The organism is Silicimonas algicola (assembly GCF_003148765.1).
Lineage (GTDB): Bacteria > Pseudomonadota > Alphaproteobacteria > Rhodobacterales > Rhodobacteraceae > Silicimonas > Silicimonas algicola.
On record NZ_QGGV01000004.1, the window covers coordinates 280,257 to 300,125 of the forward strand.

Genomic DNA, 19,869 nt, shown 5'->3' on the forward strand with positions numbered 1-19,869 from the left:
AAGGCTCCAGAAGAGTGGCATGGGGCCGGACCTACGCGTGTCGGACCGGAATTTGAAGTGTGCGAGCGGCACCGTCCGAAAATGTACCTCAATCGCCCGAAGTGCGCCCCGTTCTCGTCCAACTTTAAGGTTAAAGAGGCGTTCACGCTTGTTGTGTGTAACCAGGACCTACATTCATGAAGTACGATTTCGACATATTTTCTGTTGTTTCCGCCGATATGCGCAAACGATACGCCTCGCTTGCCGCAATGTTCGGCATCCAGGACCTTCTCGACCGGGAACTGGCGATCTTCCGCGATCCTGCGGCGACCAACGCACTTCTTGGCGCGTCCCAGTGCGTCCGCGACTGCTTCGTGGCGGCCGGTTTTGCGCTGAATGCCTTCGATACGGGTGTGGAAGCCGGGCTCTACTTCCCCGACAGTGCGCCGCGCCGCAACATGGTCCTGTCGCGGCTGAAGGGGATCGTCGCCGCGCTTCCGGACGATGCAGACTGGAACGGCTTCGACATGGACGCCTTCTTCGCGGCCGCCGAGACGGCACGGCCCACGTCCGGCAATGCGCGCATCTTCGCGAGGATGACGGTCTCGACCCCGGTGCGGAGCGAGGAGATCGTCGTCGCTGCCCCGCCGATGTCGGACTTCGTCTTCGGGGGAGCCCGCAACGCCGCCTGAGCCTGACCTCACTCATCGAGATGGCGGCGGGCCCGACGGGGTCCGCCGCTTTCATTCCGATGCGCCGAGTTCTGCCGTGCCGTAGCGAGGCCCGACCGTCAGGCCAGCGTCACACCGGCGCCGGCCATCTGGGACTTCATGGCGTCGAGTGACCCCTCGAGGTCGATCGCGCGGCACAGGGTTTCGACGACCGTCACCCTGAACCCCAGCCGTGCCGCGTCCAGCGCCGAGTAGGCGACACAGTAGTCGGTCGCGAGACCCACCAGCGCCACGGCGCCGACGCCGCGTGCCCTGAGATAACCTTCGAGACCCGTCGGCGTTGTCCGGTCGTTCTCGAAGAAGGCCGAATAGCTGTCGATCTCGCGCCGGAAGCCCTTGCGAAGGATCATGTCGGCGCTGCGGGTGTCGAGCTTCGGATGAAAGGCCGCGCCGTCGCTGCCGATCAGGCAATGGTCCGGCCACAGCACCTGCGTGCCGTAGGGCATCTCGGTCGTCGAGAACGGGGCGGCGCCGTCATGTTGGCTTGCGAACGAAAGGTGGTCGGCGGGATGCCAGTCCTGGGTGAAGACGCGGACCTGAAACTCGGGGACAAGCGCGTTGATCGGTGCGACGATCTCGTCCCCGCCCCCGACGGCAAGCGCCCCGCCGGGACAGAAGTCGTTCTGCACGTCGATGACGAGGATCGCTTCGTTCGCCTTCCTCATTGTCCGGTCTCCGTTGGTCCTGCCCAGACTACGGGTTGTACGGCGCTTCGCAACGGCGTATCTGCCGCGCCCATGCTGACTGTTGCCGCCTTCTATCGCTTCACGCCCTTCGAGGATCCGGGGTCGATGCGTGCGCCCCTATTGGCGGCGGCGCGGGACGGAGGGGTGCGAGGCACGATCCTCCTCGCGGCTGAAGGCGTCAACGGCACGATCGCCGGACCGCGCGAGGGCGTGGATGCGGTGCTGGCGCATCTGAAGGCGTTTCCGGGGTGCGCCGACCTGTCGTGGAAGGAAAGCCACGCGTCCCAGATGCCATTCGGCCGCATGAAGGTGCGCGTGAAACGCGAGATCGTCAGCCTGGGCCGTCCCGAGGCCAATCCGTCGCACGCTGTGGGAACCCATGTTCCGGCGCGGGAGTGGAACGACCTCATCGCGCGCGACGATGTGGTCGTGATCGACACCCGCAACGACTACGAGGTCGCGATCGGCACGTTCCGTGGCGCGGTCGATCCGGGCACCCGCAGCTTCGGAGAGTTTCCGGACTGGTGGGTGAAGAACGGCGACAGGATGCGCGACCGGAAGATCGCCATGTTCTGCACCGGGGGCATCCGCTGCGAGAAGGCGTCGAGCTATCTTCTGTCGCAAGGCGTGGAAGAGGTCTTTCACCTCGACGGCGGCATCCTGAAATACCTGGAAGAGGTCCAGGAGTCCGACAGCCTGTGGGATGGCGCCTGCTTCGTCTTCGACGGTCGCGTCTCGGTCGCACATGGTCTGGTCGAGGGCGATCACAGCCTCTGTCATGCCTGCGGCGTCCCGCTGACACCGGCCGAGACGCTCCATCCCCATTTCGAGGCGGGCGTGAGCTGTCACAGGTGCATGGACAGCTATGACGACGATGACCGTGCGCGGTTCAGGGAACGGCAACGGCAGGTCACGCTGGCAGAGACGCGCGGGCTTCGGCACATGGGATCCGACGGGCCTTAGCGGTTGCCCTTCGAGCAGGGCTCGTCCATCTTCCGACCATCGTACAAGACTTCATTTCGATGGCAGAGCCGGCGACACATCATTGCGGAAATTGCGGCGCCGAGCTTCCTCGTCGGCTTCGTCATGCGAAGATGTTCACCTGCACGCCTTGCGGCACGACCAGCGTCCTGCGCGACGAGGCGTGGGAGCTGGCGGGCACCGGCGGCGTCATGCAGGACGCGCCTTCGCTCGTGCGGATCGGGGAACAGGTCGAGGTCGAGGGGTTGACGCTGATGCCGGTCGGTCACGCCCGGTTCGGCTATGGCCGTGGCTGGTGGGACGAGTTCTGGTGTCTCGACGGCGAGGGGGAGGGTCACTGGCTGTCCGCAGACGAGGGCGACTATGCGCTCGAACGGCCTCTTGCGCCCGGCGACTGGCCCTCGGGTTTTCGCCCTTCGCTTGGCGCGACGGTCACGATCCGGGGCGAGACATTCCGCGTGACCGAGGCGGAAACGGCAGTCTGCCTCGCGGTTCGCGGCGAATTTCCCGAAGAGCTGGAGATCGACGAGGCGCATCTCTATTTCGATCTCGCCGGACCGGGCGGCCAGATCGCGACCTTCGAAAAATGGGAGGGTGGCGAGGCCTGGACCTTCGGCGTCTGGCTCGATCCCTGGGACCTGCGGGCGGCATGACGAGCACGCTCCAGAAGCTGAACTGCACGCAATGCGGCGCCGGGTTGGACGTTCTCGGCGGAGGGCGTGTGTTGACGCACGTCTGTTCCTATTGTGGCGCCGAGCTGGATGCTCAGGACGACTACAAGGTCGTCGCGCAGTTCCGCGACATGCCAAGGCCCCGGACGCCCTTCGATCTGGGAATGAACGGGACGCTCTGGGGCGTCGACTTCACTGTCATCGGGACCATTGCCTGGCAGGAATACCACGCCGGTCGCACATGGTCCTGGGTCGATCACCAAGTCTACTCGCCCACGCACGGTTACGCCTGGCTGTCGGTCGAGGACGGGCACGTCACCTTCACGCGAAAGACGCGCGATATCCCCCGGCCCGCCCTCGTGTCGGCCCGGCAGATCGAGACGTCCGAGACGCGCCCCTCGGTCCGGCTGGGAGGCGAACGTTTCCTCTACTATGCCTCGGGCCGTGCCAAACCGACCTTCATCGAAGGCGAGTTCAACTTCCGTCCGTCACTGGACGACACCGCCGACTACGTCACGCTTCTGGGCGAGACGCAGATGCTCGATATCCTCGCCTCGGGCTCGGAGGTCGAGTATGAGCTGACGCACCTGCCCGACCAGACCGACTTGCTGACAAGCTTCGGCGTCGATGCGGCACGCATGCCGAAGCCAGGGCGTCGGCACCCCCTCGATGTCCGCGAGCGGCCGCCGATCCAGCTCTTCCTGCGCAACCTGGCCATTGGCGCGGCAGCGGTGTCGATTGCGCTGGCGTTCCTGGTGTCGCTGCGCGGCGAAACCGTCGCCGTCAGCGGCAAGGTGCCCGTGTCGGTCGAAGTGGAACTGCCGTTCACCGTCACCTCCGCCGAGGCCCTCACCGAGATCACCATCTGGTCCAACGCAAACAACAGCTGGGCCTGGTTCGAGGCCGAGCTTGTCGACGACGCAGAGGCACCCGTGGCGGCTTTCGAGCGCGGCGTGGAATACTACAGCGGAAGCGACTGGTCCGAAGGCTCACAGAAGGCCCGGACCCGCCTGAGGCTCGAGGAAGGCAACTACACCCTTTCGCTCGCCATGTCCGAGGCTGACGTGGACTGGACGGGCGGCGTCGAGGCCTCGCAGATGGAGGCTTCCGTCCGGACCGGAGTAGCCAACCCCTGGTGGCTGGTGGCGGCCGGCGTCCTCTTCGGAGCGATCGGCGCGGGATTCCTGGCGCAGAGCAAACTGTCGCAGTCCGGCAGGTGGGCCGGCAGCGACTGGGATGACGACTGATGCTTGTCAGGATCGTCCTTGTCGTTCTGGTCGTCGGGATCATCGGCGCTGCGGGGGTCATGGCCCTCGGCGGGGTCTGGGGAGAATCCAACAATGTCATCTCGACCCGCACCGGCTCGCCCGGCGGCGGATACTACGTGGGCAGCGGCGGCGTGAAATAAGGAGACTGAGATGCTAGATGCAATCAACCCGGCGGAGGTGGTGGCGACCATCTTCTACGTCATCCTCGGGCTTGTCCTTCTGGGCCTGAGCTGGAAGGCGATAGAATTCTTCACGCCCTTCTCTCTGAGAAAAGAGATCGAGGACGACCAGAACATGGCCATTGCGGTCCTTATCGGGTCGCTGTTCATCTCGGTCTCGATCCTGATCGGAGCGGTGATCCTCTCCTGATGGCCGAGCCTTCGTCCCGCGACGGCCAGGCCTTGTGGCTTCTGGCCGCGACCTTCGCGGTCGCGGTGGCAGGGCTTGTCTACGAGCTGATCGCGGGTGCGGTGTCGTCGTATCTTCTGGGCGACAGCGTCACGCAGTTCTCGCTGGTCATCGGGATCTTCATGTCCTCGATGGGGCTTGGCGCCTGGGCGTCGCGCTTCGTGACCAATGCCGAGGCAGGCTTCACCCTGAGCCAGGTTCTTCTGGGTCTGGTCGGCGGCTTCTCGGCTCCGATCCTGTTCCTGTCCTATGGATGGCTCGAAGGGCTTCAGGGCATCCTCTTCGCCATCGTCATCGCTATCGGAGCGCTGTCGGGGCTGGAGATTCCGCTCATCACGCGCATCCTCCAGGCCCGCCGGGCGATGGACCATACGCTGTCGAGCGTGCTGACGGCGGACTATGCGGGCGCCCTGGTCGCGGCCGTGCTCTTCCCGCTCGTGATCGTGCCGCAACTCGGGTTGATGGCGGCGAGCCTGACCTTCGGGATGCTGAACCTCCTCGTGGCGGGCGTGTCGGTCTGGCTTTTCCGCGACCGGATCGGCTGGGGCCTGCGCGGGCTTTGGGCGGCGGGTCTCGTCGCCTGTGTCGCGGGGCTGGTGCAGACGGACAGGCTCGTGTCGCTGTCCGACGCGGCCTTCTTCGAGGACGACGTGATCCTCGCCGAGGAAACGCCTTATCAGCGCATCGTCGTCACCCGCTGGCAGGACCGCTACCGTCTGTTCCTGAACGGGTCGATCCAGTTCGATACCCGCGACGAGTACCGCTACCACGAGGCGCTGATCCATCCTGCCATGAGCCGGGTCGGGCGGCCCTCCGAGGTCCTGATCCTTGGCGGCGGAGACGGAATGGCCGCGCGCGAGATCCTGCGCTGGCCGGGCGTGGAGCGGGTGACGCTCGTCGATCTCGACCCCCGCGTGACGCAGTTGTTTCGCGATAGTCCCGAGTTGGGGTCGCTGAACGGGCGGTCCCTGTCCGACCCGCGTGTGACGGTAGTGAACGAGGATGCCTGGACCTTCGTGCGCGCGACGGATCGAAGCTGGGATGTGATCGTACTGGACCTGCCGGATCCGCGCGACTTCGCGGTGTCAAAGCTCTACAGCCGCGAGTTCTACGCGCCCTTGACGCGGCGGCTGAACGCCGGCGGGCTGGTGGTGACGCAGGCGGGATCGCCGCTTTTCGCGCGTGAGGCGTTCTGGTCGGTGGCGCGCACGCTGGCCGAGACGCCGAACCCGGACATTCCGGGCGAAGGGCTGCACGTCACGCCCTTCCATGTCTACGTGCCAAGCTTCGGCGACTGGGGCTTCCTGCTGGCGTCGACGGGCCGCCTGCCTGCGGAGACGGCGGAGTTGCCGGAGGGGCTGCGGTTCTATGACACTGCCGAGTGGCCGGCCATGACGCAGTTCGGAAAGGACAGCGGCCCGGTCGAAGCGCTTCCGAACAGCATCCTGTCGCACCCTCTCGTCGGCTACTACGAGGACGGCTGGCGCACCTGGATGAACTGAGCGTGGATCAGCCCGTGCGGCGGGGGATGGGCTCGACGGCGCCGAGGCCGCCGACGGTTCCGGCGGCGACCTTCACCGCTTCGCGCGCAGCCCGTTCGGGGTCGGAGGTCTCGACGAGCCAAGCCAGGAAGGCCCCGGCAAAACTGTCTCCGGCCCCGGCGGAGTCGATGGGCGTCGAGGGGGCGGCGTCGATGTGGAGGGACTTGCTCGGCTCTGCGAGATAGACGCCCTTCGCGCCCTGCTTCACCGCGACGATTTCCGCGCCGAGGTCGATGAAGCGGTCGGCGATGTCCCGTGGCTCTGTCAGACCCCAGAGGAGGCCCATCTCGTCGTCCGACGGAAAGATGATGGCGGCCCGCTGGGCCACGCGCAGGATCGCTTCGGACGCCGCCTCCCGTGGCCAGAGCGCGGGACGGAAGTTCACATCGAGCGACACGCGAACTCCAGCCTCCCGCGCCACGTCGACCGCGCGGAAGACGGCGGCGCGCATCGTCGCGCTGATCGCCATCGAGATACCCGAGACGTGGAGGATCCTTGCCGCCCGGATAAGGGTCTCGGGCAGGTCTTCAGGCGTGAACAGGCTCGCCGCCGAGCCACGGCGGGCGTAGGTGAAGCGTCGCCCGGCCGGATCGGGGTCGATGAAGCACACGCCGGTCGGATCGCCCGACCGCACACGGACGCCAGAGCGGTCCACGCCCTCGCGGTCCCAGAGCGCCAGCATGGCCTGCCCGAACATGTCATCGCCGACGGCCGAGATGTACCCGGTCCGCGCCTTCTGTCGCGCGGCGGCGATCATGGCGGTCGACGTGTCGCCGCCGAAGCCCTGAACGAAAGCGGGCCGTGCGTCGATCGGCTGCGGCAGGCGCACCATCTCGATCAGCGGCTCGCCGATTGCGAGGATGTCCGGGACCGCATCGGTCATGCGCGTGTCCTTCAGAGCCGCTTCAGGTGTCCAGGTTCTCGACCGACAGCGCGTTCTGCTGGATGAACTCGCGCCGGGGTTCCACCACGTCGCCCATCAGCTTGGTGAACAGATCGTCGGCCTCGGCGAGGTCGTCGACCTTGACCTGAAGCAGCGTCCGGGCCTCGGGGTCCAGCGTCGTTTCCCACAACTGGCTCGGGTTCATCTCGCCCAGGCCCTTGTACCGCTGAAGGGTCAGGCCCTTCTCCCCTTCCTCGAGAATCGTATCGAGCAGGGACAGGGGACCGTGGACCAGGTTTTCGCGGTCGCGCCGGACAAGTTTGGCGGGCAAGGCATAGGTCTCGGTAAGCGCTTTCGTGAAGCTCCCGAGCCTCCGGGCCTCGCCGGACCGGAGGATGGGTCCGTCCAGCGTCCGCACCTCTTCGACCCCACGAAGCGAGCGGGCAAGGCGGATGCCGTGATCCTGGGTGATCCGGCCTTGCCAGCCGCGCTCGTACTCGACCGCGACCAGGTCGAGACGAGTGGCGATCGCTTGTGCCGTCCCTTGAAGGTCGCTGTCGACCTGCCCGCTGCGGAACGCCCCGGCGATGGCCGACTGCTCCAGGATCGACGCCGGGTAATGCGTCGGGAAGGACTGGATCACGCGCTTCACCTGCCGCGCCTCCTCGACCACACGCAGAAGGTCCTGACCCGAGATCTCCTCGCCGGAGCCCAGTTTCAGGATCGCGCCGTCAACGCCCATCTCGATCAGGTAGTCGTCGAGAGCGGCCTGGTCCTTGAGATAGACCTCGGACTTGCCGCGGCTGACCTTGTAGAGCGGCGGCTGCGCGATGTAGAGGAAGCCCCCGTCGATGACCTGTGGCATCTGACGGAAGAAGAAGGTCAGCAGCAGGGTGCGGATGTGCGCCCCGTCGACGTCGGCATCCGTCATGATGACGATCTTGTGGTACCGCAGCTTCGAGATGTCGAACTCGTCGCGGCCGATGCCGGTGCCGAGCGCGGTGATCAGCGTGCCGATCTCCTGAGAGGACAGCATCCGGTCGAAGCGCGCGCGTTCGACGTTCAGGATCTTGCCGCGCAGTGGAAGAACGGCCTGGTTGAGACGAGCGCGACCCTGCTTCGCGGATCCCCCGGCGCTGTCGCCCTCGACGAGGAAGATCTCGCGCTTCTCGGGCTCCTTCTCCTGGCAGTCGGCCAGCTTTCCGGGCAGCGACGCGATATCCAGTGCGGACTTCTTGCGGGTCATCTCGCGCGCCTTGCGGGCTGCCTCGCGGGCCAGCGCAGCCTCGATGATCTTCGAGACGATTACCTTGGCGGGTCCGGGGTTCTCTTCGAACCACTCCGACAGCTTCTCGTTCATCAGACCCTCGACCGCGGGCCGGACTTCCGAGGAGACAAGCTTGTCCTTGGTCTGGGAACTGAACTTGGGATCCGGGACCTTCACCGACAGAACGCAGGTCAGACCTTCGCGCGCGTCGTCGCCGGTGAAGCTGATCTTCTCGCGCCGTGCCGCTCCGGACTGGCCGGCATAGTGGTTGAGCGTGCGGGTCAGAGCCCCGCGGAATCCGGCGAGGTGCGTACCGCCATCGCGCTGAGGAATGTTGTTCGTGAACGGAAGGACGTTCTCGTGATATCCGTCGTTCCACCACATCGCGACTTCGACGGTGATCCCGTCGCGTTCGCCGATGATGAAGATCGGCTCCTCGATCAGCGGCGACTTCGAGCGGTCGAGGTAGCGGACGAACTCGCGCACACCCCCGTCATAGAAGAACTCGCTCTCCATCGGCTCGCCGTGACGCTCGTCGCGAAGCTTGATGCGGACGCCCGAGTTGAGGAAGGCAAGCTCACGCAGGCGGTTTTCCAGCGTCTTGTAGACGTAGTCGAGGTTCGAGAAGGTCTTCGTCGAGGCGAGGAAGCGGACCTCGGTGCCCTTGCGGCCGTTGGCATCGCCGACGACGCGCAGATGCTCGACGGTGAAGCCACCCTCGAAGCGGGCATAGTGTTCCTTGCCGTTCCGCCAGATCCGCAGCTCCAGCCATTCCGACAATGCGTTCACGACCGAAACGCCGACGCCGTGCAGGCCGCCCGACACCTTGTAGCTGTTCTGGTCGAACTTCCCGCCCGCGTGGAGCTGGGTCATGATGACCTCGGCCGCCGAGACGCCTTCCTCGGCGTGCACATCGACCGGAATGCCGCGACCGTTGTCCGAGACGGAAACGCTGTCGTCGGCGTGGACCGTGACGGTTACATGGTCTGCGTGACCCGCCAGCGCCTCGTCGATACCGTTGTCGACGCACTCGTAGACCATATGGTGGAGGCCCGAGCCGTCGTCGGTGTCGCCGATATACATGCCGGGGCGCTTCCGAACCGCCTCCAACCCTCTGAGAACCTTGATGGAATCGGCGCCATATTCTTCCCGCGCCGGTGCGGCCTCTGCCATGCCGTTCGTTCCTTGTGTTTTTCCTTGTAAATATAGTCGTTTTGACCGGCATTGTCACGCGCGGGCCACAAGATTTGGTAGGGATGGCCGAGAGTCACGCAGGCGTGTCCGCAGCGCCTCGTCGGGCCTGCTAGGGTGATGCGATGAGACGCCTCCTTCCCCTTGCATTCCTGCCCGCAGCGGCCTTCGCCGACGACGCTGTGATCGAGGGCGCGACGGCGGCAAGGACCGGCGGAACGTGGACCTTCGAGGTGACTCTGTCCCACGGCGACACGGGGTGGGACGACTATGCGGACGGCTGGCGCATCGTGACCGGGGACGGCATCGAACTGGGAACGAGGGTGCTTCTGCACCCGCACGTCGACGAGCAGCCATTCACCCGGTCGCTTTCCGGTGTCACGATTCCGGACGGGCTCGCGACGGTCTATGTCGAGGCGCGTACGACGCGGGAAGGCTGGGGTGAGGCCCGGCATCCCGTCGCGCTGAAGTGACACCCGTATGCCTTTTCGTCATGTCCTCCCTGTGCAGGGCGCAGGGCCTGCGCTAAGCCTCGGCCATGAGCAAGACGATCTTCATCCTGAACGGTCCCAACCTGAACCTTCTGGGCAAGCGCCAGCCCGAGATCTACGGGTCCGACACGCTGGACGACGTGCGGCGACTTTGCGCGGCCGCCGCCGAGCCACATGGGCTCTCGGTCGATCTGCGGCAGTCGAACCACGAGGGCGGGATCGTCGACTTCATCCACGAGGCGCGCGAGGCGGCGGTCGGGATCGTCATAAATCCGGGCGCCTATACGCATACCTCCGTCGCGATACTGGACGCGCTGCACACCTTCGAAGGTCCGGTGATCGAGGTTCACATCTCGAACGTCCACAAGCGCGAAAGCTTCCGTCACCATTCCTACGTCTCGCTGCGCGCCGACGCCGTAATCGCGGGCTGCGGCATCCAGGGATACATCTTCGGAGTGGAGCGGATCGCGCGGCTTCTGGCCTGATCGGCGCAGGGCGTCTCAGCCCTGGTTCACCCGTTCGACATAAGCGCGCAGATCCTCGGCCTCGTGGCGCGCATCGCGCAGACCTTCCATCGCCGCCCGCAGCTCGGCTTCGGTCTGGCTCAGCTTGTTGGTCAGCTCGGCCTCGCGCTGTTGGAAATACGAGATGGTCTGGTCGCGCTCTTCCTCGGCCTGGTGAAGTTCCTGCGCCATGCGGTCGAGGTCGTCCATGTCCGAGCGAGTGACGCGCGTGATCCGAGAGATCACCCAATGGGTGAACCATCCGGCAAGGAAGGCCATGAAAAGAATCCCGGCCGTCGCCGCGATGAACTCGGGACCATTCATTCCGTCGTCTCCTCTGCCTCGTCCGTCGTTTCCGCTTCGTCCGCCCCCGCGCTGTCTTCGGCGGGGATCTCTGGCTCGTCCGGCTCGTTAGGGTCGATCAGCCGGAACTCGATCCGGCGGTTGGCTTCGCGTCCGGCCTCGGTATCGTTGTCGGCGATCGGCTGGTCTTCCCCGTAGCCTCGCGCGCGCAGGTTCGACGTCAGGACCCGCCGCGCCATGATGGCGTTCAGCACAGCGTCGGCGCGAGCCTGGCTGAGTTGCTGGTTCATCGTCTCGCGGCCCTGGCTGTCGGTAAACCCCCCGATCTCGATCGGCGTGTCCCGGCAATCGCGGAGGATGTCTGCGATGGCGTCGACGGTTGCGACGGCATCGCGGTCGATTTCGGACGATGACGGCTCGAAGGTGATCTTCCGCTTGTTCCCCGCCGCTTGGATCATCTGGATGCACTCTTCGGGGGTCGGCAGGGCAGCAAGCGGGTCAAGCTCTTCGGAATAGGCCACGTCAAGGCTGTAGGTCGCCCCCTCGGGCAGCCGGTCCGACAGGATCCGCGCCATGTCCGCCTGCGCGTTCGTCCGTCCCGTCTTGCCCGAGATCCGCAGCGTCTTCTCGGTCACGGTCAGGGTGCCGTTGTGGAGGTAGCGGAACGCGTCGAGCGCGGCGAGGACGCGGTTCGGCCAGCCAGCTGGCACGTCGTCATCGATGCGGGTCGCAAGCTGGACCTTCGACGCGCCAAAGCGCGCCGCGGCGAAGTTCTGGACCGAGGCCCGGCTCTGGTCGTCGGCGAGCCGCCCGCGCATCTGAAGCTGGCCTTCCGGCGAGAGGGTCGCCGAGAACTCGGCAGGGGCGGAGGCGCCTTCGGCCTGCTGCTCGGGCGGTTCGGGAAGGAAGGCCGACAGCGAGAAGACCGGGGGAAGGGCGGCGTCAAGGTCCGCCGCCGCATCGTCGAATTCGCTCTGCGGCGTGCCTTGCGTTCCGACCAGCGAGACATCGGCGTTCGAGATCGTCAACGTTCCAGACCCAAGCGTCTGCACCGCGCGAATGCCCGCGACGGCGGCTTCGCTCCACCGCGTGGACGGCGTTCCCAGTCCCAGGACGCAGTCGACGGTGCCGGTCAGACCCGCCTCGGCGGCAGCGGCGAGGATGGCGTTCCGGCCTTCCTCCGAATTCGCGGTACAGGCATCGAAACGGGCGCCCGCCTCGTCGATCAGGAACCGCAGCGTATAGGGCGCGACGACGGGGCGCGGCGCCGAAATGTGCAGGACGAGGTCCAGCCCGGCGGGCGCCTCGCGGTTGAGCTGCCGTTCCAGGTTGGTCTTGTCTTCGGGCGTCCGCGCAACGGCGGTGATCGCGACGCTTGCTGGCGTGATCGACACCTTCGACCGCGGCAGATTGTCCAGCGCCTCGATTCCGAAGGACAGGGCTTCCTCCCATCCCGGCGGCGGTGCGAAATCGGCGCTTTCCAGAAGGTCGGCCACATTTGCCCCGCCCCCCATGGCGCGCACCCGCTCGACGATCGTCTCCGGGCTCGATTCAAGCGGGACGAGACCGATCAGGGAAATGCCATCGTCGTTCTTCAAGACCTCGATCGAGAAGTCGGGCGGCCGGATCGCGGCAGCAGCGGCGACCTGCATCCGGTCGATCAGTCGGGACGCGTCGACCACGCTGCCGGCCGAGGAAAGCGCCGCGAACCGCGTCGCCTCGTCCGGGGCAATGCCGGCCAAGGTGACCTGAAGACCATCGACGTCCACCTCGGTCCAGTCGTGCCCTGATTGCGACAGCACAAGGCTGACATCCGTCAGGGCCTCGGCCTCGATCAGGCTTCGGGCCCAAAACGCGACGCCGACGCAGCCCGCCGCAGCGATGCAGATCGCCACCATGTGGGGGATCGCACGCGTGCGCAGTTTGGGCCGTTTGTCAGTCATGGCGCCTAGTTAAGCCTCTCGAGACAGGGGCGCAATCAAAGCGCTAACGCTGCGGCGAGAAACAGCACGGGGATCAGCCCGGCGTCTCGGTTGGCGCGGAACAGCCTCAGGCATCGCGCCGGATCGTCGATGTTCAGGCGGCCGAGCTGCCAGGCGAGGTGCCAGCCGAAAGCCCAGACGCCGCAGAGAGCGACCGTCAGGGTAAGCACGTCGGTCGCGGGGGCGAGGGCGAGGATCACGCCTGCGGCCATCAGGCTCACGGCAGCCACCAGAAAGCGGCGCAGCCAGCGCGGCGAATCCTCTCCGAAGAGACGCGCGGTCGATTTCACTCCGATCAGGGCGTCGTCCTCCTTGTCCTGGTGCGCGTAGATCGTGTCGTAGAACAGCGTCCAGGCGATGCCAGCGAGGTAGAGGGCGAGGGCGGGCCACTGAAGGTCGCCCGTCACCGCCGCCCAGGCCAAAAGCGCGCCCCAGTTGAACGCGAGCCCGAGGAAGACTTGCGGCCACCAGGTGAATCTCTTGGCGAAGGGATAGACACAGACGATGGCGAGCGACGCGATGCCGAGGAGGATCGCCGTGCCGTTGAAGGTGAGTAGGATCGCGAAGGCGAGAAGCGCCTGGATAACCATCCACGCCAGCGCCTGCCGCACCGTGACCTGCCCGGAGGGGATCGGCCGGGACCGCGTCCGCTCGACCCGCCCATCGAAGTCGCGGTCGGTGATGTCGTTCCAGGTGCAGCCCGCGCCCCGCATCAGCCACGCCCCCAGACCGCAACCGATCCCGATCCAGAGGTCGCCCGTCGTCAAGCGGTCGAGCATGACGCAGGCCAGCGCCAGCGACCACCAGCAGGGCAAAAGGAGAAGCCACGTCCCGATCGGGCGATCCGCGCGCGACAGCCGCAGGTACGGCCGCGACCAAGCCGGAGCAAGTCGGTCGACCCAGTTGCCCACGACGGCATCCGCGACCTGTCCGATCTCTGGCGTCTCTCGGGTGCCGGTCATATGGTCCCTTCATGGCGGGCAGCGCGAAAATCCGGCTCTATGTAGAGCACCCATTGGGAGAGGGGCAATCGGTTCCGCTGTCGCGGGACCAGGCGCACTATCTCTTCGGCGTGATGCGGCTGGCGACGGGCGACGCCGTCGCTCTCTTCAACGGGCGGGACGGCGAATGGGCGGCGCAGGTCGTGGACGCGGGCAAGAAAGGCGGGACGCTGGAGTGTTCCGCGTCGGTGCGTCCGCAGGGCGCGCCTCCGGACGTCTGGCTTCTGTTCGCCCCGATCAAGAAGGCCAGGACCGACTTCATCGTCGAGAAGGCCGTCGAGATGGGCGTCGCGCGGATCTGTCCCGTGCAGACGGAGTTCACCAACTCCGAGAGGGTGCGACGCGACCGGCTTCAGGCCCACGCCACCGAGGCGGCGGAACAATGCGGCGCGACCTGGGTGCCCGAGGTGTCCGAGATCGACCGGCTCGACAGGGTCTTGGCGTCCTGGCAGCCGGGTCGGAACCTGATGTTCTGCGACGAGGGGCTGGCGGGATCGGGCGCTGCACTTTCAGGGGCGGGTGGAGCCTGGGCCGTGCTCATCGGGCCAGAGGGCGGGTTCTCGGACTCGGAAAGATCGAGGCTGAATGGGCTCGATTTTGCCCACGCCGTCTCTCTCGGGCCCCGCATCCTGAGGGCGGACACCGCGGCGGTCGCGGCTTTGACCCTCTGGCAAACGACCCTCGGCGACTGGTGATCTAGGGCCGGGGGTTCCGCTGCTTCTGGCGCGTGTCCCTCAGTGTCTCGACCATGATGGCGGTCAGAAGTCCGAACATCAGAAGTCCGTTCGCCGCCGCCATGCCGCCCAGCAGACGCCACTCAACCGGCAGGAGGATGTCGCCGAAGCCGAGTGTCGTGAAGGCGACGAGCGAGAAATAGATCGACTCCTCGAATGAGGTGAAAACGTGCAGCGCGTGGAGCGCCAGCGCCCAGACCCACACCGAAAGGGTCATCATCCCGAGCGTCCAGATCAGCGCCAGCGTCAGCACGACGATCAGCTTCGGCCCGTGCGGTGGCCGCACTGCCCAGGGGTGAAGCCGGAGCAACACCTGTTCCAGCCCCCACCACGACACCGCGGCAAGCACGACCGTGAGAAAGATGATGAGGCTTCCAAGGACCAGTTGCGTCAGCATGGGCGGCATCTTCGCAGGGCCGCGGCCCGCGTCAACCGACTGGACAGCCGGGGCAGCGGACCTTATCTCGACCCGACCATGTCAAAGCCCAAGGACAACCCCAACTTCAAGGTCGTCGCCGACAATCGTCGCGCGCGCTACGACTATGCCATCGACGACGACCTGGAATGCGGCATCATTCTCATGGGGTCCGAGGTGAAGTCCTTGCGCACCGGGCAGTCGAACATCGCGGAAAGCTATGCTGCGGTCGAAAGTGGCGAGCTTTGGCTGATCAATAGCTACATTGCGCCATACGACCAGGCGATGTTCGGCCACGAGGATCGGCGGCGGCGCAAGCTGCTGGTATCCCGAAAGCAGCTTGCGACCCTATGGAACGCGACGCAGCGGAAGGGGATGACGCTTGTGCCTCTTCTCCTTTATTTCAACGACCGCGGTATGGCCAAGCTGAAGCTGGGCATCGCCAAGGGCAAGAAGACGCACGACAAGCGCGAGACCGAGGCAAAGCGGGACTGGAACCGCCAGAAGCAACGTCTGCTGAAAGATCACGGCTGAATCCGATAACGAATTGTTCCGTTGTTTCCTGTCGAACCCTCGACTAATGGAAATTACCGCTCTGCGGAGGCAGGCTGAGAGGTTGGTATGACGTACAGTGCCGGCAATCTTAAGTGGGGCGAACCCACCCTTGGTCAACCGAGCGGCCAGATCACCTGGTCCGCCGACGTGTTCGACGATCTGTTGATCGCAAACGGGACATCCGAGCCTCAATTCAGTGACGCGCTCCAAGCCGCCTTCGATGCTTGGGAAAGCGTCGCCTCGGTCGACTTCCAGATGGTATCGACGGGCGCTGACGTGAACCTCTTCGTCAACGACATCGGCGGGGCTGCAGGCGAGGCCTATTATACCTACGTGGATCGCGGAACGATCGACGTCATCCAGGGCGGGACGATCAGCTTCAGTTCGGATCTGGTGTGGTCGCCCTATGGCGACGACGACGGAGTCGACTTCTATGCCGTGGCGCTGCACGAAATCGGACACATGATCGGTCTCAATCATGTCAGCGACCGGACCGAGATCATGAACCCCGTGATCTATGCCGACGACCTTGGCGACGGCGATATCGCGGGTGCGCAGTTCCTGTATGGGCGTGACCCCGGAGATTCAGCCTCTGAAGCCCCGAACGATGGCAGTGGCGGCGGCGGGATCAGTGCCGAGACGGGTGGCGGTGACGGCGGCGGTGGCGGCGGCATGCTCGGCATGCTTGCCGCTCTTCTCGCGCTCGTCTTCGGCATCTTCTCGGGCGGCGGCGCTATCGCGGCTGCGGGTCAGCTTCCCGACGAGGACGACGACGGCGATGATGACGACCGGGGGACGGGCGAGGTGTTCACAAGCGAGCCTGAACTCTTGTTCCTTCCCCTGATCTTCGTCGAAGAAGGCAATATGGCCCAACTCGACGCTGAAGACGAGGACGAGGACGACTGGCTGATCTGATCAGTCGAAAATCCCTGACACCCGACCCAGAAGCATGAACGCGCGCGCGGTGCGGGTTTCGGCCAGCGCCGCGATCTCCTGATCCGACAGGTCTTCCGCGATGTTCGTGAAGGTCTTGTCGAAGGCGCGCAGGAAATGGTGGGCGGCATCGCGAAAAATGGTGTCCTGCCGCATCCGCGACGAACTTAGCGCGAGCGACGACCGATCCCTGATCCCGCCCAGGCCTGCGATGGCGGGCCCGCGCTCGCCGCCGGCGAAGCGACGCCAGATCTCCGGCCGAGACCTGTCTGGAACAAGGTCGTCCATGTAGATCCCGTCCTGACTGAGAAGCGTCAGTACATCCTGGCTCGCCCGGATCAGGGTCGACACTCGCCGGTCGGTCAGCGCACGCCGCAGGGCGGCAAAGCCTTCACGGTCCTCTGCGGTCTCGGGAAAGTTCATCGCGGTGACGATGTCCTCGGTCGAAACAGAGATCTCGGCGGCACCCGGCGGCGTGGTGAGGGCGAGACCGGGCTGCTCCTCTTCGGCGCGCGCGGGCGGCGCCGGAGGTGTGCTGGTCGGACGTTGGGTGGACGTACCGGAGGGACGAGCGGACGCAAAGCTCGCCAGCACGTCCTCGGCGCGCTTCTGTCCCTTAACGATCTCGTCGATCTTCCGCTCGACGTTCGGCCCCATGGCGGTCGCGGCCATCTGCGCCTGGCTGATATAGATTTGGCGCATCGCATCCATCGACGCCTGAAGCCGTTCGCTTTCCTCGCGGATGATGCGGGCGCTCTTCAGCGCGATCGAACCGATCCAGATCAGTGCGATAGGCAGACCCACGACCATAAGGAGGACAAGAAACCGCAAAGGACCGAGCGACGACCCGGTGCCGAGGCCGACCACGAACAGGAACAGAAGGCACAGCGCCAGCCAGAGGCCGGTCACCACGATCGCCACCTTGTCGGCCGGGTCCAGCCCGCCGCCAGTGTTCATGCGACTGTAGATTCCCAGGTCGACGGGAGGTTCGGGACGGTTGCCGGACATGGGTCCTCAGACGAATTCGATCTTCAGGATCTCATAGCTCTTTTCGCCACCGGGCGTACGAACCTCGACGCTGTCTCCTTCGTCCTTGCCGATCAGCGCACGGGCAAGCGGCGACCTGACGTTCAACCGACCGTTCTCGATGTCCGCCTCGGGCTCGCCGACGATCTGGTAGGTCCGCTCCTCGTCGGAATCCTCGTCCACGAGGGTCACCGTAGCACCGAACTTGACGGTTCCGGACAGAGAGGCGGGGTCGATGACCTCGGCCAGCGACAAGACGCCCTCGAGCTCCTTCACGCGGCCCTCGATGAAGCTCTGCTTCTCGCGTGCGGCGTGATATTCGGCGTTCTCGGACAGGTCGCCGTGCTCGCGCGCCTCGGCGATGGCCCGGATCACCGCAGGGCGCTCGACGGACTTCAGCTTCTTCAATTCATCGTTCAGCGCGGTGTGCCCCGCGCGGGTCAGCGGTATCTTGTCCATGAAGGTTCCTTGGACTCTCGGGGTTGCCTCGGACGGTCAGAACCGGGCTTTAGTCACAGGTAGGACCAGACAAGTCAATCCCGGGTTGACCCCTGTGTGACACGGCGTTTCGTTTGACCTTTCGCCGCGAAGGACGGTAGGCAGGAACCCGTTGATCCAACCGCGAGGGGACCCGTCGGAATGTCCAGAATCGAGCGCGAAAGCATGGAATACGACGTCGTCATCGTGGGCGCCGGGCCGGCCGGCCTGTCGGCGGCGATCCGGCTGAAGCAACTCGATGCCGACCTGAGCGTCGTGGTGCTGGAAAAGGGATCCGAAGTCGGTGCGCACATCCTGTCAGGTGCCGTACTGGACCCGTCCGGCCTGAACCGCCTCTTCCCCGACTGGAAGGAGAGGGGCGCCCCGGTCAAGGTCGAGGTCAAGAAGGACAGGTTCTACGTTCTCGGCGAGGGGGGGAAGCTGCGCATCCCCAATTTCCTGATGCCGCCGCTGATGAACAATCACGGCAACTACATCGTCTCCATGGGCAACGTATGCCGCTGGTTGGCCGAACAGGCCGAGGCGCTTGGCGTCGAGATTTTCCCGGGAATGTCCTGCTCCGAACTCGTCTACGGCGAGAACGGCGAAGTCAGGGGTGTCGTCGCCGGTGTCTTCGGGCTTGAGCCGGACGGCAGCTATGGCGAGGGCACCGAGCCGGGGATGGAGCTTCTCGGCAAGTACGTCTTCCTGTCGGAAGGCGTGAGGGGGTCGCTCTCGAAGGAAGTCATCGCGAAGTATGGCCTGGCGTCGAAATCGGACTTCCAGAAGTTCGGTCTGGGCATGAAGGAGATCTGGGAGGTCCGGCCCGAGAACCACGACGAGGGTCTCGTCCTCCACACCATGGGGTGGCCCCTTGGCTGGAAGCAGTCAGGCGGTTCCTTCATGTACCACCTCGACAACAACCAGGTCTACGTCGGCTACATCGTCGACCTGAATTACAAGAACCCGTACCTCTACCCCTACATGGAATTCCAGCGCTTCAAGCATCATCCGGACATCGCGAAGGTGCTGGAAGGCGGCAAGCGCGTGGCCTACGGCGCGCGCGCCGTCACGAAGGGCGGCTTCCAGTCGATCCCCCGTTCCGCCTTCCCTGGCGGTGCAATCCTGGGCTGTGCCTCGGGGCTGGTGAACCTGCCGCGCATCAAGGGCAACCACAATGCGATGCACTCGGGCATCGAGGCGGCGGAGGCGGCGGTGACGGCCATTCGTGCCGGGCGCTCGAGTGACGTGCTGACCGACTATGACCATACCCTTCGTTCAGGCGTGATCGGCAAGGACTTGCGCCGCGTCCGAAACGTCGCCCCCCTCAACGCGAAGTATGGACCTCTGGGCGGCCTCGCACTCGGCGGGTTCGACATGTGGTTCCAGACAGTCTTCGGCGGCGCGAGCCTGTTTGGCACCCTCAGGCATGGCAAGACCGACGCCGAGGCGACCGAACCGGCCGAAATGCACAAGCCGATCGACTATCCCAAGCCGGACGGCAAGCTCTCCTTCGACCGGCTGACCAACGTCAGCTTCTCGTTTACCAACCACGAGGAAAGCCAGCCCTCGCACCTGAAGCTGAAGGATCCCTCGATCCCGGTGAAGGTCAATCTGCCGAAGTATGCCGGCCCGTCGGAGCGGTATTGCCCGGCGGGCGTCTACGAGTTCGTGGGGGAAGGCGCGGAAACGCGGTTCCAGATCAATTTCCAGAACTGCGTTCACTGCAAGACCTGCGACATCAAGGACCCGGTCCAGAACATCGTGTGGACGGTGCCTCAGGGTGGAGACGGGCCGAACTATCCGAACATGTGAGCGGTCACGTTGTCGCCCGGAAGGTAAC

Annotated in this window: 22 protein-coding genes; 13 read left to right on the top strand and 9 right to left on the bottom strand. The window is 65.3% G+C overall.

Annotated features, from left to right (window positions below):
* The first annotated feature begins 176 nt into the window (after window positions 1-176).
* The gene (locus tag C8D95_RS11305) at window positions 177-671 is read left to right on the top strand and encodes a hypothetical protein (protein WP_109759285.1); all 495 of its coding nucleotides are present in this window, start codon (window positions 177-179) and stop codon (window positions 669-671) included.
* 98 nt (window positions 672-769) lie between these two features.
* Here the strand turns inward: C8D95_RS11305 and pncA are convergent, their stop codons facing one another.
* The gene (gene pncA, locus C8D95_RS11310) at window positions 770-1,375 is read right to left on the bottom strand and encodes a bifunctional nicotinamidase/pyrazinamidase (RefSeq protein WP_109759286.1); all 606 of its coding nucleotides are present in this window, start codon (window positions 1,373-1,375) and stop codon (window positions 770-772) included.
* 72 nt (window positions 1,376-1,447) lie between these two features.
* On the opposite strand from pncA, the gene trhO reads away from it, so the two are divergent.
* The 6 genes from trhO to C8D95_RS11335 all read left to right on the top strand — a co-directional run bounded on the left by trhO (window position 1,448) and on the right by C8D95_RS11335 (window position 6,226).
* Window positions 1,448-2,359: an oxygen-dependent tRNA uridine(34) hydroxylase TrhO gene (trhO, locus tag C8D95_RS11315; RefSeq protein WP_109759287.1), complete on the top strand. Its 912-nt coding sequence runs from the start codon at window positions 1,448-1,450 to the stop codon at window positions 2,357-2,359.
* Between the two features lie 131 nt (window positions 2,360-2,490).
* Window positions 2,491-3,030: a DUF4178 domain-containing protein gene (locus tag C8D95_RS11320; protein ID WP_164721523.1), complete on the top strand. Its 540-nt coding sequence runs from the start codon at window positions 2,491-2,493 to the stop codon at window positions 3,028-3,030.
* Entirely contained in the window at window positions 3,027-4,295 is a 1,269-nt protein-coding gene (locus C8D95_RS11325) for a DUF4178 domain-containing protein (protein WP_164721524.1), read from the top strand. The genes C8D95_RS11320 and C8D95_RS11325 overlap by 4 nt, the downstream gene beginning before the upstream one ends.
* Window positions 4,295-4,456, top strand: a complete 162-nt coding sequence (locus tag C8D95_RS22025) for a hypothetical protein (RefSeq protein ID WP_164721525.1) — start codon at window positions 4,295-4,297, stop codon at window positions 4,454-4,456. Before C8D95_RS11325 ends, C8D95_RS22025 begins: the two co-directional genes overlap by 1 nt.
* Before the next feature lie 10 nt (window positions 4,457-4,466).
* A complete protein-coding gene (locus tag C8D95_RS11330) occupies window positions 4,467-4,685 on the top strand; it encodes a DUF350 domain-containing protein (protein WP_109759290.1) in 219 nt (72 codons plus the stop codon).
* On the top strand, window positions 4,685-6,226 hold the full coding sequence (locus C8D95_RS11335) for a polyamine aminopropyltransferase (RefSeq protein WP_109759291.1): 1,542 nt from the start codon (window positions 4,685-4,687) through the stop codon (window positions 6,224-6,226). The genes C8D95_RS11330 and C8D95_RS11335 overlap by 1 nt, the downstream gene beginning before the upstream one ends.
* 7 nt (window positions 6,227-6,233) lie before the next feature.
* Here the strand turns inward: C8D95_RS11335 and C8D95_RS11340 are convergent, their stop codons facing one another.
* Entirely contained in the window at window positions 6,234-7,148 is a 915-nt protein-coding gene (locus C8D95_RS11340; RefSeq protein ID WP_109759292.1) for a sugar kinase, read from the bottom strand.
* Between the two features lie 22 nt (window positions 7,149-7,170).
* Window positions 7,171-9,588 (bottom strand): DNA topoisomerase (ATP-hydrolyzing) subunit B, encoded by a 2,418-nt coding sequence (gene gyrB, locus C8D95_RS11345; RefSeq protein WP_109759293.1) that lies wholly within the window; start codon window positions 9,586-9,588, stop codon window positions 7,171-7,173.
* 143 nt (window positions 9,589-9,731) lie between these two features.
* Here gyrB and C8D95_RS11350 point away from each other — a divergent pair, with 143 nt between their 5' ends.
* Together C8D95_RS11350 and aroQ are read left to right on the top strand one after the other, a co-directional pair.
* The gene (locus tag C8D95_RS11350) at window positions 9,732-10,079 is read left to right on the top strand and encodes a hypothetical protein (RefSeq protein ID WP_109759294.1); all 348 of its coding nucleotides are present in this window, start codon (window positions 9,732-9,734) and stop codon (window positions 10,077-10,079) included.
* 65 nt (window positions 10,080-10,144) lie between these two features.
* Entirely contained in the window at window positions 10,145-10,582 is a 438-nt protein-coding gene (gene aroQ / locus C8D95_RS11355; protein WP_109759295.1) for a type II 3-dehydroquinate dehydratase, read from the top strand.
* A gap of 15 nt (window positions 10,583-10,597) precedes the next feature.
* Here aroQ and C8D95_RS11360 read toward each other — a convergent pair whose 3' ends face one another.
* The 3 genes from C8D95_RS11360 to ubiA are packed head-to-tail and all read right to left on the bottom strand — an operon-like array spanning window position 10,598 to window position 13,847.
* Window positions 10,598-10,924, bottom strand: coding sequence for an LXG domain-containing protein (locus C8D95_RS11360; RefSeq protein ID WP_109759296.1), 327 nt, complete (start codon window positions 10,922-10,924; stop codon window positions 10,598-10,600).
* Window positions 10,921-12,846, bottom strand: a complete 1,926-nt coding sequence (locus tag C8D95_RS11365) for an OmpA family protein (RefSeq protein WP_241239756.1) — start codon at window positions 12,844-12,846, stop codon at window positions 10,921-10,923. Before C8D95_RS11365 ends, C8D95_RS11360 begins: the two co-directional genes overlap by 4 nt.
* Window positions 12,847-12,881: 35 nt before the next feature.
* Complete coding sequence (gene ubiA / locus C8D95_RS11370) at window positions 12,882-13,847, bottom strand: 4-hydroxybenzoate octaprenyltransferase (protein WP_109759298.1); 966 nt, start codon at window positions 13,845-13,847, stop codon at window positions 12,882-12,884.
* 11 nt (window positions 13,848-13,858) lie between these two features.
* Here ubiA and C8D95_RS11375 point away from each other — a divergent pair, with 11 nt between their 5' ends.
* On the top strand, window positions 13,859-14,581 hold the full coding sequence (locus tag C8D95_RS11375) for a 16S rRNA (uracil(1498)-N(3))-methyltransferase (protein ID WP_109759299.1): 723 nt from the start codon (window positions 13,859-13,861) through the stop codon (window positions 14,579-14,581).
* Between the two features lies 1 nt (window position 14,582).
* Here the strand turns inward: C8D95_RS11375 and C8D95_RS11380 are convergent, their stop codons facing one another.
* Window positions 14,583-15,017, bottom strand: coding sequence for an ion channel (locus tag C8D95_RS11380; RefSeq protein ID WP_109759300.1), 435 nt, complete (start codon window positions 15,015-15,017; stop codon window positions 14,583-14,585).
* 78 nt (window positions 15,018-15,095) lie between these two features.
* Between C8D95_RS11380 and smpB the strand changes: the two genes are divergently transcribed.
* Window positions 15,096-15,569 (top strand): SsrA-binding protein SmpB, encoded by a 474-nt coding sequence (smpB, locus tag C8D95_RS11385; RefSeq protein WP_109759380.1) that lies wholly within the window; start codon window positions 15,096-15,098, stop codon window positions 15,567-15,569.
* Window positions 15,570-15,656: 87 nt separating this feature from the next.
* Window positions 15,657-16,505: a matrixin family metalloprotease gene (locus C8D95_RS11390; RefSeq protein ID WP_109759301.1), complete on the top strand. Its 849-nt coding sequence runs from the start codon at window positions 15,657-15,659 to the stop codon at window positions 16,503-16,505.
* Here the strand turns inward: C8D95_RS11390 and C8D95_RS11395 are convergent, their stop codons facing one another.
* Window positions 16,506-17,531 (bottom strand): hypothetical protein, encoded by a 1,026-nt coding sequence (locus tag C8D95_RS11395; protein ID WP_241239757.1) that lies wholly within the window; start codon window positions 17,529-17,531, stop codon window positions 16,506-16,508. It lies immediately after the preceding gene.
* A gap of 6 nt (window positions 17,532-17,537) precedes the next feature.
* The gene (gene greA / locus C8D95_RS11400) at window positions 17,538-18,008 is read right to left on the bottom strand and encodes a transcription elongation factor GreA (protein ID WP_109759302.1); all 471 of its coding nucleotides are present in this window, start codon (window positions 18,006-18,008) and stop codon (window positions 17,538-17,540) included.
* 180 nt (window positions 18,009-18,188) lie between these two features.
* On the opposite strand from greA, the gene C8D95_RS11405 reads away from it, so the two are divergent.
* Window positions 18,189-19,841, top strand: coding sequence for an electron transfer flavoprotein-ubiquinone oxidoreductase (locus C8D95_RS11405; RefSeq protein ID WP_109759303.1), 1,653 nt, complete (start codon window positions 18,189-18,191; stop codon window positions 19,839-19,841).
* The last annotated feature ends 28 nt before the right edge of the window (window positions 19,842-19,869 follow it).

What these genes read in the sequence shown, in the direction of transcription:
- C8D95_RS11305 (WP_109759285.1), top strand. Translation starts at nt 177, where the DNA reads ATGAAGTACGATTTCGACATATTTTCTGTTGTTTCCGCCGATATGCGC.
- pncA (WP_109759286.1), bottom strand. Translation starts at nt 1,375, where the DNA reads ATGAGGAAGGCGAACGAAGCGATCCTCGTCATCGACGTGCAGAACGAC.
- trhO (WP_109759287.1), top strand. Translation starts at nt 1,448, where the DNA reads ATGCTGACTGTTGCCGCCTTCTATCGCTTCACGCCCTTCGAGGATCCG.
- C8D95_RS11320 (WP_164721523.1), top strand. Translation starts at nt 2,491, where the DNA reads ATGTTCACCTGCACGCCTTGCGGCACGACCAGCGTCCTGCGCGACGAG.
- C8D95_RS11325 (WP_164721524.1), top strand. Translation starts at nt 3,027, where the DNA reads ATGACGAGCACGCTCCAGAAGCTGAACTGCACGCAATGCGGCGCCGGG.
- C8D95_RS22025 (WP_164721525.1), top strand. Translation starts at nt 4,295, where the DNA reads ATGCTTGTCAGGATCGTCCTTGTCGTTCTGGTCGTCGGGATCATCGGC.
- C8D95_RS11330 (WP_109759290.1), top strand. Translation starts at nt 4,467, where the DNA reads ATGCTAGATGCAATCAACCCGGCGGAGGTGGTGGCGACCATCTTCTAC.
- C8D95_RS11335 (WP_109759291.1), top strand. Translation starts at nt 4,685, where the DNA reads ATGGCCGAGCCTTCGTCCCGCGACGGCCAGGCCTTGTGGCTTCTGGCC.
- C8D95_RS11340 (WP_109759292.1), bottom strand. Translation starts at nt 7,148, where the DNA reads ATGACCGATGCGGTCCCGGACATCCTCGCAATCGGCGAGCCGCTGATC.
- gyrB (WP_109759293.1), bottom strand. Translation starts at nt 9,588, where the DNA reads ATGGCAGAGGCCGCACCGGCGCGGGAAGAATATGGCGCCGATTCCATC.
- C8D95_RS11350 (WP_109759294.1), top strand. Translation starts at nt 9,732, where the DNA reads ATGAGACGCCTCCTTCCCCTTGCATTCCTGCCCGCAGCGGCCTTCGCC.
- aroQ (WP_109759295.1), top strand. Translation starts at nt 10,145, where the DNA reads ATGAGCAAGACGATCTTCATCCTGAACGGTCCCAACCTGAACCTTCTG.
- C8D95_RS11360 (WP_109759296.1), bottom strand. Translation starts at nt 10,924, where the DNA reads ATGAATGGTCCCGAGTTCATCGCGGCGACGGCCGGGATTCTTTTCATG.
- C8D95_RS11365 (WP_241239756.1), bottom strand. Translation starts at nt 12,846, where the DNA reads ATGACTGACAAACGGCCCAAACTGCGCACGCGTGCGATCCCCCACATG.
- ubiA (WP_109759298.1), bottom strand. Translation starts at nt 13,847, where the DNA reads ATGACCGGCACCCGAGAGACGCCAGAGATCGGACAGGTCGCGGATGCC.
- C8D95_RS11375 (WP_109759299.1), top strand. Translation starts at nt 13,859, where the DNA reads ATGGCGGGCAGCGCGAAAATCCGGCTCTATGTAGAGCACCCATTGGGA.
- C8D95_RS11380 (WP_109759300.1), bottom strand. Translation starts at nt 15,017, where the DNA reads ATGCTGACGCAACTGGTCCTTGGAAGCCTCATCATCTTTCTCACGGTC.
- smpB (WP_109759380.1), top strand. Translation starts at nt 15,096, where the DNA reads ATGTCAAAGCCCAAGGACAACCCCAACTTCAAGGTCGTCGCCGACAAT.
- C8D95_RS11390 (WP_109759301.1), top strand. Translation starts at nt 15,657, where the DNA reads ATGACGTACAGTGCCGGCAATCTTAAGTGGGGCGAACCCACCCTTGGT.
- C8D95_RS11395 (WP_241239757.1), bottom strand. Translation starts at nt 17,531, where the DNA reads ATGTCCGGCAACCGTCCCGAACCTCCCGTCGACCTGGGAATCTACAGT.
- greA (WP_109759302.1), bottom strand. Translation starts at nt 18,008, where the DNA reads ATGGACAAGATACCGCTGACCCGCGCGGGGCACACCGCGCTGAACGAT.
- C8D95_RS11405 (WP_109759303.1), top strand. Translation starts at nt 18,189, where the DNA reads ATGTCCAGAATCGAGCGCGAAAGCATGGAATACGACGTCGTCATCGTG.